Below are 15,457 nucleotides of genomic sequence, written 5' to 3'. Positions count from 1 at the left end.
ATTTTCGACGCGAATTTCGCTACCGCCTTTTCCCGTGGATACGCTCAGGGTCAGAGACGCCAAAGACGTCGAAGAGGTGGTGCGCGCGGCGATTGCCAATGAGCAGCCGCTCGAGATCATCGGTCATGGCTCCAAGCGCAGCATCGGGCACGCGATGGCGACCAACGCCGTACTCGACATCTCGGCGCTGAATGCCGTCACCTCCTACGAGCCCAATGAGCTGATCGTGACGCTCCAGGCCGGCGCGCCGCTCGCCGACGTGCTGTCGCTGATCGATGCCAAGAACCAGCAATTCGCCTTCGAGCCGATGAACACCGCGCCGCTGCTCGGCACGCCCGTATCAGGCACCATCGGCGGCATGATCGCGGCAGGTCTCGCCGGCCCGCGCCGGATCAAGGCGGGCGGGGCGCGCGACCATCTCCTGGGGGCGCATGCCGTCTCCGGTTTCGGCGACAGCTTCAAGACCGGTGGCAGGGTGGTGAAGAACGTCACAGGTTACGACCTCTGCAAGCTGCTTTCGGGCTCCTGGGGTACGCTGTCGGTGATGACTGAAGTGACGCTGAAGGTGATGCCGAAGCCCGAAGCCGAGCGGACGCTGCTGCTGCGCGGGCTCGACGATGCCGCCGCCAACAAGGCGATGACCGCGGCCCTCGGCTCGCCCTTCGACGTCTCCGCCGCCGCGCATCTGCCGAAATCGGCCCTCCGCGCCAAGGCCGACGGGCTTGGCGATCTCGCCGGCCAGGGCGAGGCGCTGACGGTGCTGCGGCTCGAGGGCATCACCGCCTCCGCCAGCCACCGTGCCGGCTCCTTGCGCGAATTGCTGGCGCCGTTCGGAACCGCAACCCTGATCGAGGACGCAGCCTCATCCACGCTGTGGGCCACCATCCGCGACGTGCTGCCGTTCGCGGCCAGCGGCGCGATCGGCGCCTGGCCGGTGTGGCGGATCGTCTGTCCGCCGGCTTCGGGCGCGGCGCTCGGCTCGCAATTGGCACGCGAGACCGGCGGCGACGTCATCTATGACTGGGGCGGCGGGCTGATCTGGGCGGCACTGCCGCCGAAGGCCGACGCGCATGCCCCGGCCGTGCGCCAGCGGACCAATGCGTTCGGCGGGCATGCGATGCTGATCCGGGCCGTTGAGGACGTCAGGCGCAGTGTCGACGTTTTCAATCCGCAAGCGCCGGGTATCGCCGCCCTGAGCGAACGGGTCCGCGCCAGTTTCGATCCGAAGTCGATTTTGAACCGGGGACGGCTGACGCGGGGCGCTTGCTGAATGAAGACCGAATTCTCACTCGCGCAGCTCGCCGACCCCGACATCGCGGAAGCCGACAAGATCCTGCGCGCCTGCGTTCATTGCGGCTTCTGCACCGCGACCTGCCCGACCTACGTGCTGCTCGGCGACGAGCTCGATAGCCCGCGCGGCCGCATCTATCTGATCAAGGAGATGCTGGAAAAGGACCAGGCGCCGACGGCCGAGGTGGTCAAGCATGTCGACCGCTGCCTGTCGTGCCTGTCCTGCATGACGACCTGCCCCTCCGGGGTGAACTATATGCACCTTGTCGATCAGGCCCGTGTCAGGATCGAGCAGCGTTATCAGCGGCCGCTCGCCGAGCGGCTGCTGCGCCAGGTGCTGGCCTTCGTGCTGCCCGACCCGCAGCGGTTTCGCATCAGCATGCGGCTGGCGCAACTGGCCCGGCCCTTTGCCGTCTTCCTGCCGACCCCGCGGCCCTCGGCCACGCCCGGTCTGATCGAGCGCCTCAAGGCGATGCTGGCGCTGGCCCCAGGCCGGCTGCCGGCGCCAGGCGCGCTTCCGGGCAGCGTGTTCGCAGCGCTCGGCAAGAAGCGCGGCCGGGTCGCGCTGCTCCAGGGCTGCGCCCAGCAGGTGCTGGCGCCGCGCATCAACGAGGCCGCCATCAGCCTGCTGACCCGTCACGGCATCGAGGTCGTCCTGGTCAAGGACGAGCAATGCTGCGGCGCGCTGACCCATCACCTCGGTCACGACGACGACGCGCTGGGCCGGGCCCGCGCCAACGTCACGGCGTGGCGGAAGGAGGCCGCTGGCGAGGGGCTCGATGCCATCCTGGTGACGGCGTCCGGCTGCGGCACGGTGATCAAGGGCTACGGTTATCTGCTGCGTGAGGACCGCGCGTTCGCCGCCGATGCGGCGAAGGTGTCCGCGCTTGCGAAGGACATCACCGAATACGTTGCGGGTCTCGGACTCGAACCTACCGCGCGACAGGACGACATCGTCGTCGCCTATCACTCTGCGTGTTCGTTGCAGCACGGGCAGAAAATCACGGGCCTTCCGAAAGAATTGCTTTCCAAGAATGGATTCGTGGTGAAAGATGTCCCGGAGAGCCATTTGTGTTGCGGTTCGGCGGGGACCTACAACATTCTCCAGCCCGAGCTTGCGGGCCGGTTGCGCGATCGCAAGGTCGCCAACATCGCGAGCGTCAAGCCGGACATGATTGCCGCGGGCAATATCGGCTGCATGGTGCAGATTGCCAGTGGCACGTCAGTTCCGGTCGTACACACGATTGAGCTTCTCGATTGGGCTACGGGCGGGGCGCGGCCGGCACTGAACGCGTCGCGCTGAGCTTCGTCCGGAGTGACGGCTGAAGGGCACCCGATCGACCATTGTTCGGCGGCAACAGGAGGACCACGATGGCGAAAGCGAGCAAGAAGAAAAGCAAGAAGGCTAAAAAGGCCAAGAAGGCCAAGAAGGTTGTAGCGGCGAAGAAGGCGACGAAGAAGAAGGCGGCCAAGAAGTCCGCAAGGAAGTCGGCGAAGAAATCGGCCAGGAAGGCTGCGCCGAAGAAGGCCGCCAAGAAGACGGCCAAGAAGGCTGCGGCCAAGAAGGCTGTGAAGGCCGCACCGAAGAAGGCTGCAAAGAAAGCAGCTCCGAAGAAGGCGAAGGCAGCTCCCGCGCCGAAGCCGGCGGCTCCAGTGGCAGCGCCTGCACCCGAGCCTGCCGCCGAGACGAGCTGGGCGATGCCTTCGTCTTCTGCGGAACCGACGCCGGCCGAAGGGCAGGGTTAGGTCCAAAGGACTGGGCCCAAGTTGGAGCCAAGCTCCAGGCTCAAGGCCCGGTCCATCCCTCGACCACGATCGACAGCAGGAAGGCCGCAGCGGTGACGCTGCGGCCTTTTTGCATCGTCGCTCCGGCTGCCGGACGCTGCCCTTTTTTGAGTCAGCTGATTCGTTGCACGCGCGCCACGGCGTCGGGGACCTGCGTAGTATCCCGGACCGCTCTGTGCACTTTGGCGTGAAAATAATGTGATCGAGAAGCAACACCGGCTGACAACCTTTCGTGGAATCGTCAGAACGCCCAAAAAGTCGGCAGATGCTCTTGTTTTTTGCTTCTCGCTTCACGTCCCTCCCTTCAGATTGCCGCTGTAACGCAATTTTGCAGACAGGTCGTACGCCCCGGGGGGCTTCCGGGAATCCGACTGGGTAGAACTGGTGATGGGGATCGAAATGAAAAAAGTGACTTTGTTAGCAACGGCGCTGGCAATGGTGACGGGTTCGGCTTTCGCGGCGGACATGCCCATGAAGGCTCTGAAGGCTCTTCCGGCGCCCGCGTTTGATCCCTGGGATGTCGCCTTCGGCGGCGCGGTCATGAGCGACTACATCTTCCGCGGCGTGACCCAGTCGAACCACCAGCCCTCGGTCGCCGCCTATTTCGAGCCGCGCTACAACGTCACCAAGGACCTCCAGCTGTACGCGGGCGTGTCCGCGGAAAGCATCTCCTTCGCCAACCGCGCTGCGGCTGAAGTCGACGTCTACGGCGGTATCCGCCCGACCTTCGGCGCCTTCGCGTTCGATATCGGCGTCTGGGGCTACCTGTATCCGGGTGGAAGCTGCGCCGACAACGTGCTCACGGGTGGCATTCCCGGCGGCGGCGTGTGCCCCGTCAGCACCACGACCATCTTCCTCGGCGACGGCAACGTCATGAAGAAGGACGTCAGCTTCTTCGAAGTCTACGGTAAGCTGAACTACACCATCAACGACAGCTGGGCGGTCGGCGTGAACGAGTACTACTCGCCGAACTTCCTGAACTCGGGCGCCTGGGGCAACTACTCCTCATTGACCGCCAAGTGGACCGCGCCGAGCACGACCTTCGGTGCTTCGGGCGTCGGCATGTACGTGTCGGGTGAGTTCGGCCGTCAGTGGCTCGGCACCTCGGATGCCTTCTATGGCATCCCCGGAACGATCTATGCCAACGGCATTCCCTACAAGAGCTACAACACCTGGAATGTCGGCGTCGGCTTCACCTACAAGGTGTTCACGCTGGACCTGCGTTACTCCGGCACCGACCTGAACAAGGGTGATTGCAACGCCTTCACCAGCGCCTTCAACGCCACCGGCACCACCAGCGTGACCGCGATCAATCCGGGCGGCGCCGGCTCGAACTGGTGCGGCTCGGCGGGTATCGCCAAGCTGTCCTTCGACCTGACGGCGATGAGCAACCTGAAGTAAGTTTTGTCCCGAGACGACTAACGAGGGCGGCAGAGCAATCTGCCGCCCTCTTGTTTTTGGGGGGCTAGTCCGTTGAGTTGACGAGCGCTCCACAAGCTCGTCATGGCCGGGCCTTGTCCCGGCCATCCACGTAGCCGCACAAAGAACGTGGATGCCCGGGACAAGCCCGGGCACGACGATGTGGACGTTTCAGAGCCTCAGTGCGCCGCGCTCGGCTCCGGCTCGGCCGACGCGCTGCCGTCGCCCAGCACGTGGATCGCGCCGTCCTTCACCATTGCCACCTTGCGGGTGTGGAAGACGTCGAGCGTCGAGCGATGGCCGATCGAGACGATGGTGGCCTGCGGCAGCTTCTCCGCCAGCAGCCGGTACAGCCGCGCCTCGGACGGCTCGTCGAGCGAGGCGGTGGCCTCGTCGAGGAAGAGATAGTCTGGCCGATGCAGCAGCGCGCGGGCGAGCCCGAGACGCTGCTGCTCGCCGAGCGACAGCATCCGGTTCCAGTGGCCGTCCTCGTTGAGCCGTTCGGCGAGGTCGGGCAGGCCGACGGCGATCACGGCGTCACGGATCTGGGTTGCCTGGAATGCGCCGGGGGCTGCGGGATAGATCACGGCGTCACCCAGCGCGCCGACCGGAAAATAGGGGCGTTGCGGCAGCATCATCAGCTTCGCCTGCGCGGGGATGGCGATGGTGCCGGTGCCGAACGGCCAGATGCCGGCGATGGCGCGGAACAGCGTCGACTTGCCGGAGCCCGACGGCCCGGTCACGAGCACGCGCTCCGGCGCCTGGATGGCGAAGTCGTCGGCTGCGACCAGCGGCGTGCCGTTGGGGAGATACACGCAGAGCTTCTCGAGACCGATATTGCGGCTGCCGCCTGCCGCCTTGAGTTCGATCGTCGCCTCATGCGCCGGCAGGTTCGCCGCGCTATCGACCGACATCTCGAAGCCGTCGAGACGCGCGACGATCGCGCGCCATTCCGCGATCGTTCGATAGGCCGTGACGAAGAAGGACAGCGCATCCTGCACCTGGCCAAAGGCCGAGCCGGTCTGCATCATGTCGCCGAGCTGGATGCTCTTGGCGAAGTAGGCCGGCGCGACCACCACATACGGAAAGATCGTCGCAGCCTGACCGTAACTCGCCGTGAAGGCGGTGAGGCGCTTGGTCCGGCTCATGATCGCATACCAGTTGCCGATGACGTAGCCGAAGCGCTGGAGGAGATGACCTTGCTCCGCGCTCTCTCCTTTCAAGAGTGCAATCTGCTCGGAATTTTCGCGCACGCGGATCAGGTTGAAGCGGAAGTCGGCCTCGTAGCGCTGCTTCTCGAAATAGAGATTGATGAGCGGCGCGCCGATCCAGTGCGTCAGTGCTGTTCCCAGGAGCGCGTAGGCCAGTGCGCACCAGACCAGGAAACCCGGGATGACGATATCGGTGCCGTAGATGTGCAGGGGCGCCCTGTTGGACAGACCCCAGAGGATGACGATGAACGACGCCAGCGTCACGATGGAGGACAGCAGGCCGAGACCGAGAACGAGCGTTTGCTCGACGAAGTTCGTGACGTCCTCGGTGAGACGCTGGTCGGGGTTATCGGCGGCGTCGCCCTTCAGCTGCATGCGGTAATGCGTGGCGCCATCGAGCCATTCGCCGAGATAGTGCTGCGTCATCCATCGCCGCCAGCGGATCTGCAGCCACTGGTTCAGGTAAAGCTTGTAAACGGCGAGCGCGACGTAGGTGAAGGCAAGGCCGAGGAAGATCCAGACCTGCATGACGAACTCATTCAGATCGTAGGCCTGGAGTGCGCTGTAGAACCGGTTCTGCCACTGGTTGAGCAGCACATTGATCGCGACGAGCGCCAGCTCCATTGCGACGACGACGCCGAGCAGGCCACGGCCGGCCCATTTGTCCTCCGATCGGAAATAGGGGCCGGCGATTCGCCAGACAGTCGCGAGCGTGGCGCTGATGTTCTTCACAGAGGGGGATCTCCTGACGGGGTATGCACGACGGCCCGAAGCCAGATGGCTGAGGTCACGGCGGAAATGGGGTGCGCTTAGACTAAAGTCGCAATTTCTGCAATTTGCGTTGGCTTGTCGCGGCTTGCAACCCTAGCATGGGCGCAACGGCGTGGGGTGGGGGCCTCCAGGACTTCGCGGGCTTGTGAGCGGGACGGGAACCGCGACATTCGCGAGGAATTCGCATCCTGATCAGGGGTTATCGCTTCCAGCGTCAAGCAGGTTCGGCTGTCCACGCGGGCCGCCTGCCGCAGACAGGCGTGGGGGAGGAAGACCATGTGGAATCAAATCTATGATCCGCTGCACAGCCCGGTGCTGTCGACGATCGCGGCGGCGATACCTGTCGTCACGTTGCTGGTCCTGATCGCGAGCGGGCGCGTCAAAGCGCATATCGCGGCGGTCATCGCCGTGATCCTGACCAACCTGATCGCTATCTTTATCTTCACGATGCCGGCAGGCATGTCGCTTCGTGCCTCGGCACTCGGCGTCGTTGCCGGCTTCTTCCCGATCGGCTGGATCGTGTTGAACGTTATCTTCCTCTATCAGATCACGGTTGCAACGGGCCAATTCGACTTATTGAAGCGCGCGGTCGGCGGCGTCACGGAGGATCGGCGTCTGCAGCTGTTGCTGATTGCGTTTTCCTTCGGTGCCTTCTTCGAAGGCGCCTCTGGCTTCGGTACGCCGGTCGCCATTACGGGGTCCGTCCTGATCGGGCTTGGCTTCTCGCCGCTTGCGGCTTCGGGTCTGTCGCTGATCGCCAACACCGCACCGGTTGCCTATGGCGCGCTCGGCACGCCGATCCAGGGCCTTGCTACCGTCACGGGGCTCGATCCCTACATCCTCGGCGCGATGGTCGGACGGCAGTTGCCGCTGTTCTCGCTGATCGTGCCTTTCTGGGTGGTGTGGGCGTTCGCGGGCTGGAAGGGCATGAAGGACATCTGGCCGGCAATCCTCGTTACCGGCGTATCGTTCGCGATCCCGCAATTCGTGATCTCGAATTACATCAATCCCTGGATCGTCGATATCGGCGCGTCGCTGATCTCGATGGGTTGCCTGATTCTGTTCCTCAAGGTCTGGCAACCGAAGCAGCTCTGGCTGTCGCCGGCGCTCCGAGGCAGGGACGAATCGGCCGCGACCATGACCAAGCCGGCATCGATGGACAGAACCCCGCTCACGCAACGCGAGCTCTGGACCGCCTTGCTGCCGTGGATCATCGTCTGCGTCGTCATGCTGATCTGGGGTAACGGCGCGTTCAAGACCTGGGCGAACTCGATCTTCACCGTGAACTATCCAGTTCCGGATCTGCACAATATGATCAACAAGGTGCCGCCGGTGGCGGCGAAGCCGACGCCTGAGGGCGCGGTGTTCGCATTCACCTATCTGTCGTTCACCGGCACGGGCATGCTGATCGCGGCAATCATATCCGCGGCCTTGGCCGGGTTTTCGCCGGCGAGGATGCTCGCGGAATATGGCCGTACGATTCGGCTGTGCGCGATCTCGCTGATCACGATCTCGGCGATGCTTGCCATCGGCACGCTCACCCGTCTCTCGGGTGTGGACGCAACGCTCGGTCTCGCCTTCGCCGCAACCGGCGTGCTCTACCCCTTCTTCGGCACGCTGCTCGGCTGGTTGGGCGTTGCGTTGACGGGATCGGATACCGCCTCGAACATCCTGTTCGGCAACCTCCAGAAGATCACCTCGCAGCAGCTCGGCCTGTCGCCGATCCTGATGGCGGCGGCGAACTCGTCCGGCGGCGTGATGGGCAAGATGATCGACGCGCAATCGATCGTCGTCGCCTCCACCGCGACCAACTGGTACGGCCATGAGGGCTCGATCCTGCGCTTTGTGTTCTGGCACTCGATCGTGCTGGCCTGCCTCGTCGGCTTGTTCGTGACATTGCAGGCCTATGTCTGGCCGTTCACGGAGCTGGTCCTGAAGTAGCCGGCAGCGCCTGGCTTCGACGCAAATCCCCGCATGGCTTCGCGCCTTGCGGGGGTTTTACGTTGGTCGCCCGCGAACCTTCTCAACGGCCTCGCCGTCTTATAAAAGACGCGGCAAATCAAGACGATCGGAAGGTTCTATGGTTTTGGTCAAGCGAATGATGTTTGCAGCTGTCGCCGTGCTCCTGATGTCGGTTGCCGCGCATGCCGAGGAGGGCTTTCCCTTCGGCACCGAGATGACGCTGGAGGCCGTGCCGCAGCCCGGTTCGAAGCGGATCCCGAACATCGAGATCGGTGACAATGGCGAGGTCGTGCTCGAGCTCTGGTGCAAGGGCGGCAAAGGCCAGTTCTCGGTGGCCGGCAACACCGTGATTTTCGTTCCCGGCGCAATTCAGGATCGTTCCTGTCCGCCGGTAAAGGCCCAGGCCGATGACGATCTCGTCACGGCGCTCGCCGCCGTCGAGACCTGGAAGCGCCAGGGTGACGTGCTCACGCTGATCGGCCCGAAGCCGCTGCGCTTTCGGACGAACGGGAATTAGCTCTCTCGTGTCCCGGACAAGGCGCAGCGCGCAAGCGATGCGCCGCAGAGCCGGGACCCAGAATCTATCCGCGACTTCACTGTGAGGCTTCTGGGCCCCGGCTCTGCAGCGCACCGCTGCAGAAGCGCTGCGCTGCGTCCGGGGCACGAGAGCCTACTTCCACACCGACTTGTCGGCGTCCCAGCGCTGGCCTTTCAACTCCCTAGCGAGCGCCTCGATCGAGCCGTTGTCGTCGGGCTGGTCGCCTTCTTCATCGGCCGTCGCTTCGTCCGACACGTTGAGCTTCGCGCCGCTGCTCTCGTCGGCGGTCGTGGTCGAGGGGCTGCCGATCCAGACGATCAGCTTGTCCGTCGTCCCCGGCTTGTCCGCGGAGACGAGGCCCGAGACCTCGATCGTGTCGGTGAGCTCGAGCGCCGGGAAATCCTGGTTCGGCCGCTTGAAGACGAGCTTGAGCTTGCCGGTGGCGGCGTTGAAGCTCTGCGAGGCCGGCTTGGCCGCGAGCGTCTTGCTCAGCACGCCGGCAATTGCAGCGGCGAGCTTGTCGCGGTTGATCTTGTCGCCGTCGCGCCAGTCGGCGGCGGAGATGCGGATGGTGCGGTCCATCTCGGCCAGCCCCGCGGTCCAGCCCGCGGCTGTGACACCCGGCATCGCCTTGAATTTCGCGAGCAGCGCGACCGCGCGCTCTGGATCGACCGACATGTTGATGGTCTGCTCGCCGGCACGCAACGCGTCGCAGCCGACGGAGAGACTTGCCAGCGTCACTTCGACGTCCTGGCCCTTGAGGCTCTTCAGGAAGTCGGTCGCGTTATCCAGCTTGACCTTGACCGCGATCGCCTCCGGCGAGACTTCGGTAAAATCCTTCGGCTGGGGCGTGATGCCGTCGTCGGTGGTCTGGTTGTCCAGAAATTCCTTCTCGCTGAGATCGGCATTGTCGGGCGAGGTCACCTCGGTCACGGTCTGGCCGATGCCGATCTGGCCGCGGAACTCGAAGGTGTCGCCGGTCGGCTTGCGCGTGAGCTTGACCGTAACAGGCGCCTTCGCGCCGAGGCTCGCGGTCGTGCCGGTCAGCGTCTGGCCCGCGATCTGGAGATTGACGACGAAGCGGTCCTTGCGGTCGGAGTTCTTGGCGACGGGGTAGCAGACGTCGAGCACCGCCGCAGTGACCGTCTTGCCCTGCCGCGTCTCTTTCAGGATCACGTCGGCATTGCCGTCCATCAGGCCGTCGATCGAGGTGAAATAGCGCGTCTCCATGCCGCCCGGCGCCGTGGCCTTCGGCGACAGCTTCATCTGGGCCGAGGCGACCTCGGGCGGAACTGCAAGCAGGATCGCCAAAACGGCGGTGGAGCAGATCAGAAGCGCGCGCATTGACGAAATCCTCGATCGAAAGAATCGGCGCCACCGTAGTGGGTTTTGGCCGCCGGTTGAATCGGAAAGCGTGAGGCATGATCGGCAAAAAAGAAGGCCGCCCGGAGGCGGCCTTCGCAATACTGTCAGGTGAGGATGGGCTTAGAAGCCGCCCATGCCGCCGGCCGGCATGCCGGGCGCGGCTTCCTTCTTCGGCGCCTCGGCGACCATGGCTTCGGTGGTGACCAGGAGGCCGGCCACGGACGAGGCGTCCTGGAGCGCGGTGCGCACCACCTTGGCGGGATCGATGATGCCCTTCCCGATCATGTCGACATACTCCTCGGTCTGGGCGTCGAAGCCGAAGGTCTCGGACTTGTTCTCGAGGATCTTGCCGACCACGATCGAACCCTCCACGCCGGCATTCTCCGAGATCTGGCGGATCGGAGCTTCCAGCGCCTTCAGCACGATGTTGATGCCGGCCTGCACGTCGGCATTGGGGTTGGTGAGACGGCCGACCGCCTTCTTGGCGCGCAGCAGCGTCACGCCGCCGCCGGGGACGATGCCTTCCTGCACCGCGGCGCGGGTGGCGTTGAGCGCGTCCTCGACGCGGTCCTTCTTCTCCTTGACCTCGATCTCGGTGGCGCCGCCGACGCGGATCACCGCGACGCCGCCGGCAAGCTTGGCGAGACGCTCCTGGAGCTTCTCACGGTCGTAGTCCGAGGTGGTCTCCTCGATCTGGGCCTTGATCTGGCCGACGCGGGCCTCGATTTCCGGCTTCTTGCCGGCGCCCTTGACGATCGTGGTGTTCTCCTTGTCGATCACGACCTTGCCCGCGCGTCCCAGCATCTTCACCGTGACGTTCTCGAGCTTCATGCCGAGGTCTTCGGAGATCAGCTGACCGCCGGTCAGGATCGCGAGGTCTTCCAGCATGGCCTTGCGGCGATCACCGAAGCCCGGCGCCTTGACGGCGGCAACCTTGAGGCCGCCACGCAGGCGGTTGACGACCAGGGTGGCCAGCGCCTCGCCCTCGACGTCCTCGGCGATGATGACGAGCGGCTTACCCGACTGCACCACGGCTTCCAGCACCGGCAGCATGGCTTGCAGGCCGGAGAGCTTCTTCTCGTGCAGGAGGATGTAGGCGTCCTCGAGCTCGGCGGTCATCTTCTCGGGGTTGGTGACGAAGTAGGGGCTGAGATAGCCGCGGTCGAACTTCATGCCCTCGACGATGTCGACTTCGGTGTCGAGCGACTTGTTTTCCTCGACGGTGATGACGCCCTCGTTGCCGACCTTCTGCATCGCCTGGGCGATCATCTTGCCGATGGCGGCATCGCCGTTGGCCGAGATGGTGCCGACCTGGGCGACCTCGGCGGAGGAGGCGACCGGCTTGGCGCGCTTCTCGATGTCCTTGACGACGGCTGCGACCGCGATGTCGATGCCGCGCTTGAGGTCCATCGGGTTCATGCCGGCGGCAACCGACTTGGCACCTTCGCGCACGATGGATTGGGCCAGCACGGTCGCGGTGGTGGTGCCGTCGCCGGCGAGGTCGTTGGTCTTGGATGCGACCTCACGCACCATCTGGGCGCCCATGTTCTCGAACTTGTCCTCGAGCTCGATCTCCTTGGCGACGGTGACGCCGTCCTTGGTGATGCGGGGCGCGCCGAAGCTCTTCTCGATGACGACGTTGCGGCCCTTGGGGCCGAGCGTCACCTTGACGGCGTTGGCGAGAATGTCGACGCCGCGCAGCATGCGATCGCGCGCGTCTCCGGAAAATTTGACGTCCTTGGCAGCCATGATCTGCAGTCCCTCGTGTTTCGTGATGTGTCTTGTTTGGTGCTGTGCGGCGGAATGATGGATGCCCGGACCTGATGATCCGGGCATGGCATTCAGCGGCCGTTCAGGCGTCTGGCCTTAGGCCATCACGCCCATGATGTCCGACTCCTTCATGATCAGGAGCTCTTCGTTGTCGATCTTGACCTCGGTGCCGGACCACTTGCCGAACAGAACGCGGTCGCCGACCTTGAGGTCGATCGGAATCAGCTTGCCAGCTTCGTCACGGCCGCCGGAGCCGACGGCGACGACTTCGCCCTGGGACGGCTTTTCCTTGGCGGTGTCGGGGATGATGATGCCGCCCTTGGACTTTTCCTCGGCGTCGATACGTTTGACCACGACACGGTCATGCAGCGGACGAAATTTGGACTTAGCCATGACGTTTCCCTTTGGAGGCTCGCTTTTCCGAAAGCAGCGGATGTGGGTGGGGGCGGCGCTGCCGTCCATCCTCTTCCCGAGGATCGAACGGCGCCCTTAGCAATCGGTCTTTTCGAGTGCTAATAGGCGCAGGGGATATGGCTTGGCTGCGATCCTGTCAAGCAAAGGTGGTTAAGCGATTGGTGAGGCGGATATAGGATGGTGGGACTGGAAACTCGTTCGGCGCGCTGGCGTATATTAGGACGTCATTGCTACGGCTGCGGTTTTGCGCTTGGCTGCGGGAGGGATGCGGCCATGGTCTTGTTCGGGGGGATGCCATGATCAGTTCAGCTCACGCGCGCACATTTGCCAATCTGGCCGCCGCCTCTTGCCTGGCATTGCTGCTCGGCGCCTGCGGCGGCGGCATGAGCCTGCCGTCCTTCTCGTCGTCTCAGCCGGCGCCCGAGACCGAGCCCGGCGTCGCGCCGGAGATGCCGGCCTCGATCCGCGCCGACGAGATCGTCGGCCGCTGGGGCCTTGCCTCGTTCCAGAACCCGGCCGACCGCGCCCGCACCGAGGCGGCCGCGCGGGCCCAGTGCAAAAACCCTTACGTAATCGGCGCCGGTACCTCCGGCGGCGTGGTCATGCATCTGGCCGACCAGGCCACGCCGCAGGAGCTGCGGCTGAAGGGCTCGCCGAGCGGCAAGAACTATATCGGCCCGTCCGGTCCGACGCCAGGCGAGCAGGACCGCGAGATCGTCTCCTTCGACGGCCGCGTCATGATCACCCGCTTCATCGATAAGGACGCCGCCACCCGCTACGGCAACATGGTCTACGTCCGCTGCGCGCCAAGGGCGTAAGGCGGGCGCTGACCTAACCCCTCGTCATTGCGAGCGAAGCGAAGCAATCCAGGCTGTCTCTGCGGAGGCAGCCTGGATTGCTTCGTCGCTTCGCTCCTCGCAATGACGAGAAACAAAAACGCCGGCTCGCGCCGGCGTTTTGTTTGTCTCTCTGTCGCGTTCGCTCAGTCGAACAGCGCGTCGATGTCGTCCTGCGAGGCGTGGCCGACGTCGCCGGCGAGCTTCGGGCCGTTGAGCAGCTTGTCGTCCTCGCTGCGGGTGTCGACCTGCGCCGGCACGTGGGACTTGATCGCGTCCACGCCACCCCAGATGTCCATCATCGCATTGATGTGCTGCTCGATGAACTTCATCGTGCCCATCACCTTGCTGATGCGCTGGCCGGTCAGGTCCTGGAAGTTGCAGGCCTCGAAGATCGAGATGACGCGTTCCTGGATGTCGTCGGCGAGGCGCTTCTGCTGGTCGATCGAGTCGACCTTGCCGAGGGCGGATGCCGACTGGTCGATCGACTCGGCGGCTTCGAGAATCTGCTGGGTCGCCTGTTCGGTACCGCCGACCACCGCACCGAGCTCGCCGTTGACCTTGGCCATCTCGCCGCCGTCGAAGCTCTTGCCGTGCAGGGTCGCGATCTCGCGCTTGGTGCGGTCGATGGCGTCATGGATGAGGTCGAGCTCGACCTTCAGCTTCTCGCACTGCTCGATCTGGGCCCGATAGGTATCGAGCATCGTGCGTGCGTCGGAAAGCTCCTGGGCCGTGGAGGCGTCGATCGCCGCCATGGCCGCGCTGCCGCTCAGGGGCACCGAGCCCTTTGCCATCTGTGCGCGGATCGCGCGCAGCTCCGCCATAATCTCGCTATGCATCGGGCCTGCCTCTTCTGCTACGTCAAGAATCGGCATCTCGCCACCGGCGATATCCTCGACACGAAAACGCTTGCGGTGAACAGCCATCAGGAACTCCCCCCACCTCACTCACGCGTCTTTGTAGGCAGAAGCAATTTAACACGAGGTTCACAGCAGGAACTGTTGTGCGGCCGCGCGCGCCGGCATGCAAACGGGCGATTAACCATGAGGCTCGCCCCTTCATCGAAAATAAACGCTGATCGCCAAATTGCAGCGCCGCTCGCGACGTGGTGAATCGAAACGCTGCTTCCGTTTACCAAACGAAACGGAGTTTGCTCTTTATTGACCACGTCGAGGACGCGGACAGCCAACGCGTTCGGCGGCGAATGCAATGAGACGAAACAGTACAGAGTACGTCGATGTTCAAGAAAATGTCTGTCGCGCTGCTCGGCAGCGCGTGCGCCTTCATTGTCGGCGCCGATCGCGCCGCAGCTTTTGACAATACCGTACCGAACGATCCGCCCGCGGTGCTCTACCAGCCGCGGGTCCCGCCGGCGCCGGTGCGCGTCGCCTCCAATGCCAACATGGGCGGCGGCTTCATCGAGTTCCTGTTCGGCGACGGACCCGGCCGCGGCCCGGCCTATGCGCCGCAGCAGTCGATCTATCAGCAGCAGCCCGCCTATGCCGATCCGCGCGGCCTGCCGCCGATGGGCGAGCTGCAGATGCAGGGTGGATATCAGCAAGGCGCAAGTCTCCAGCAGGAGGCGATCGATCCGCGGCAGCGTCCGTTCGATCCGAAATTCGAGAAACAACTTGTTGACTACAGCGGCAAGGAAAGTGCCGGCACGATCGTGGTCGATTCCTCGAACAAGTTTCTCTATCTCGTCGAGGGCAACGGCCGAGCGATGCGTTACGGCATCGGCGTCGGACGCGAGGGCTTCACCTGGTCCGGCGTGAAGTCGATCACGGCCAAGCGCGAATGGCCGAATTGGACGCCGCCGGCGGAAATGCTTGCCCGCCGCCCCGATCTGCCGCGGCACATGGAAGGCGGCCCGGAAAATCCGCTCGGCGCGCGCGCGATGTATCTGGGCTCCACGCTCTACCGCATCCACGGCTCCAACGAACCCTGGACCATCGGCACCAACGTCTCCTCCGGCTGCATCCGCATGCGCAACGAGGACGTCATCGACCTCTACGGCCGCGTCAATGTCGGCACCAAGGTCGTGGTGATGTGAGGGCCTGCGGCATCAGCGATGCCGCAGATGTGAGCAGTCGTGA

14 protein-coding genes are annotated in these 15,457 nt (G+C 64.3%); 8 read left to right on the top strand and 6 right to left on the bottom strand.

What is annotated here, in order from left to right:
* Positions 1-34: 34 nt before the first annotated feature.
* The 3 genes from JJC00_RS34365 to JJC00_RS34355 all read left to right on the top strand — a co-directional run bounded on the left by JJC00_RS34365 (position 35) and on the right by JJC00_RS34355 (position 3,036).
* A complete protein-coding gene (locus JJC00_RS34365; RefSeq protein WP_200470177.1) occupies positions 35-1,270 on the top strand; it encodes an FAD-binding protein in 1,236 nt (411 codons plus the stop codon).
* Positions 1,271-2,593 carry a glycolate oxidase subunit GlcF gene (glcF, locus tag JJC00_RS34360; protein ID WP_200470176.1) on the top strand — a complete coding sequence of 441 codons (1,323 nt, stop codon included), beginning with the start codon at positions 1,271-1,273 and terminating at the stop codon, positions 2,591-2,593.
* Positions 2,594-2,661: 68 nt separating this feature from the next.
* Positions 2,662-3,036 (top strand): histone, encoded by a 375-nt coding sequence (locus JJC00_RS34355; RefSeq protein ID WP_200470175.1) that lies wholly within the window; start codon positions 2,662-2,664, stop codon positions 3,034-3,036.
* Positions 3,037-3,365: 329 nt separating this feature from the next.
* Here the strand turns inward: JJC00_RS34355 and JJC00_RS34350 are convergent, their stop codons facing one another.
* The gene (locus JJC00_RS34350) at positions 3,366-3,548 is read right to left on the bottom strand and encodes a hypothetical protein (RefSeq protein ID WP_200474379.1); all 183 of its coding nucleotides are present in this window, start codon (positions 3,546-3,548) and stop codon (positions 3,366-3,368) included.
* Here JJC00_RS34350 and JJC00_RS34345 point away from each other — a divergent pair.
* Entirely contained in the window at positions 3,475-4,476 is a 1,002-nt protein-coding gene (locus JJC00_RS34345; RefSeq protein WP_200470174.1) for a TorF family putative porin, read from the top strand. The genes JJC00_RS34350 and JJC00_RS34345 overlap by 74 nt on opposite strands.
* Positions 4,477-4,673: 197 nt before the next feature.
* Here the strand turns inward: JJC00_RS34345 and JJC00_RS34340 are convergent, their stop codons facing one another.
* The gene (locus JJC00_RS34340) at positions 4,674-6,437 is read right to left on the bottom strand and encodes an ABC transporter ATP-binding protein/permease (protein WP_200470173.1); all 1,764 of its coding nucleotides are present in this window, start codon (positions 6,435-6,437) and stop codon (positions 4,674-4,676) included.
* A 315-nt stretch (positions 6,438-6,752) separates the two neighbouring features.
* Between JJC00_RS34340 and JJC00_RS34335 the strand changes: the two genes are divergently transcribed.
* A complete protein-coding gene (locus JJC00_RS34335) occupies positions 6,753-8,417 on the top strand; it encodes an L-lactate permease (RefSeq protein ID WP_200470172.1) in 1,665 nt (554 codons plus the stop codon).
* Positions 8,418-8,556: 139 nt separating this feature from the next.
* On the top strand, positions 8,557-8,955 hold the full coding sequence (locus tag JJC00_RS34330; RefSeq protein WP_200470171.1) for an META domain-containing protein: 399 nt from the start codon (positions 8,557-8,559) through the stop codon (positions 8,953-8,955).
* A gap of 153 nt (positions 8,956-9,108) precedes the next feature.
* On the opposite strand, the gene JJC00_RS34325 is transcribed toward JJC00_RS34330, so the two are convergent.
* From JJC00_RS34325 to JJC00_RS34315, 3 genes are all read right to left on the bottom strand, one after another.
* Positions 9,109-10,320 (bottom strand): hypothetical protein, encoded by a 1,212-nt coding sequence (locus tag JJC00_RS34325; protein ID WP_200470170.1) that lies wholly within the window; start codon positions 10,318-10,320, stop codon positions 9,109-9,111.
* Positions 10,321-10,461: 141 nt separating this feature from the next.
* On the bottom strand, positions 10,462-12,090 hold the full coding sequence (gene groL, locus JJC00_RS34320) for a chaperonin GroEL (protein WP_200470169.1): 1,629 nt from the start codon (positions 12,088-12,090) through the stop codon (positions 10,462-10,464).
* Between the two features lie 117 nt (positions 12,091-12,207).
* Positions 12,208-12,504: a co-chaperone GroES gene (locus JJC00_RS34315; RefSeq protein WP_027534160.1), complete on the bottom strand. Its 297-nt coding sequence runs from the start codon at positions 12,502-12,504 to the stop codon at positions 12,208-12,210.
* A 317-nt stretch (positions 12,505-12,821) separates the two neighbouring features.
* Between JJC00_RS34315 and JJC00_RS34310 the strand changes: the two genes are divergently transcribed.
* Complete coding sequence (locus tag JJC00_RS34310; RefSeq protein ID WP_200470168.1) at positions 12,822-13,343, top strand: hypothetical protein; 522 nt, start codon at positions 12,822-12,824, stop codon at positions 13,341-13,343.
* A 164-nt stretch (positions 13,344-13,507) separates the two neighbouring features.
* Here JJC00_RS34310 and JJC00_RS34305 read toward each other — a convergent pair whose 3' ends face one another.
* A complete protein-coding gene (locus JJC00_RS34305) occupies positions 13,508-14,287 on the bottom strand; it encodes a protein phosphatase CheZ (RefSeq protein WP_200470167.1) in 780 nt (259 codons plus the stop codon).
* 311 nt (positions 14,288-14,598) lie between these two features.
* Here JJC00_RS34305 and JJC00_RS34300 point away from each other — a divergent pair, with 311 nt between their 5' ends.
* Positions 14,599-15,414 (top strand): L,D-transpeptidase, encoded by an 816-nt coding sequence (locus JJC00_RS34300; protein WP_200470166.1) that lies wholly within the window; start codon positions 14,599-14,601, stop codon positions 15,412-15,414.
* Positions 15,415-15,457: the final 43 nt, after the last annotated feature.

The sequence above is a fragment of the Bradyrhizobium diazoefficiens genome (genome assembly GCF_016616885.1).
Taxonomy (GTDB): Bacteria; Pseudomonadota; Alphaproteobacteria; order Rhizobiales; family Xanthobacteraceae; genus Bradyrhizobium; species Bradyrhizobium diazoefficiens_F.
This window is presented reverse-complemented; position numbering and strand designations above follow the sequence as displayed.

Bases quoted from the DNA above. Each gene is read 5' to 3' on its own strand.
- glcF (WP_200470176.1), top strand. From the start codon at position 1,271: ATGAAGACCGAATTCTCACTCGCGCAGCTCGCCGACCCCGACATCGCG.
- JJC00_RS34355 (WP_200470175.1), top strand. From the start codon at position 2,662: ATGGCGAAAGCGAGCAAGAAGAAAAGCAAGAAGGCTAAAAAGGCCAAG.
- JJC00_RS34345 (WP_200470174.1), top strand. From the start codon at position 3,475: ATGAAAAAAGTGACTTTGTTAGCAACGGCGCTGGCAATGGTGACGGGT.
- JJC00_RS34350 (WP_200474379.1), bottom strand. From the start codon at position 3,548: ATGGGCATGTCCGCCGCGAAAGCCGAACCCGTCACCATTGCCAGCGCC.
- JJC00_RS34335 (WP_200470172.1), top strand. From the start codon at position 6,753: ATGTGGAATCAAATCTATGATCCGCTGCACAGCCCGGTGCTGTCGACG.
- JJC00_RS34330 (WP_200470171.1), top strand. From the start codon at position 8,557: ATGGTTTTGGTCAAGCGAATGATGTTTGCAGCTGTCGCCGTGCTCCTG.
- JJC00_RS34325 (WP_200470170.1), bottom strand. From the start codon at position 10,320: ATGCGCGCGCTTCTGATCTGCTCCACCGCCGTTTTGGCGATCCTGCTT.
- groL (WP_200470169.1), bottom strand. From the start codon at position 12,090: ATGGCTGCCAAGGACGTCAAATTTTCCGGAGACGCGCGCGATCGCATG.
- JJC00_RS34315 (WP_027534160.1), bottom strand. From the start codon at position 12,504: ATGGCTAAGTCCAAATTTCGTCCGCTGCATGACCGTGTCGTGGTCAAA.
- JJC00_RS34310 (WP_200470168.1), top strand. From the start codon at position 12,822: ATGATCAGTTCAGCTCACGCGCGCACATTTGCCAATCTGGCCGCCGCC.
- JJC00_RS34305 (WP_200470167.1), bottom strand. From the start codon at position 14,287: ATGGCTGTTCACCGCAAGCGTTTTCGTGTCGAGGATATCGCCGGTGGC.
- JJC00_RS34300 (WP_200470166.1), top strand. From the start codon at position 14,599: ATGTTCAAGAAAATGTCTGTCGCGCTGCTCGGCAGCGCGTGCGCCTTC.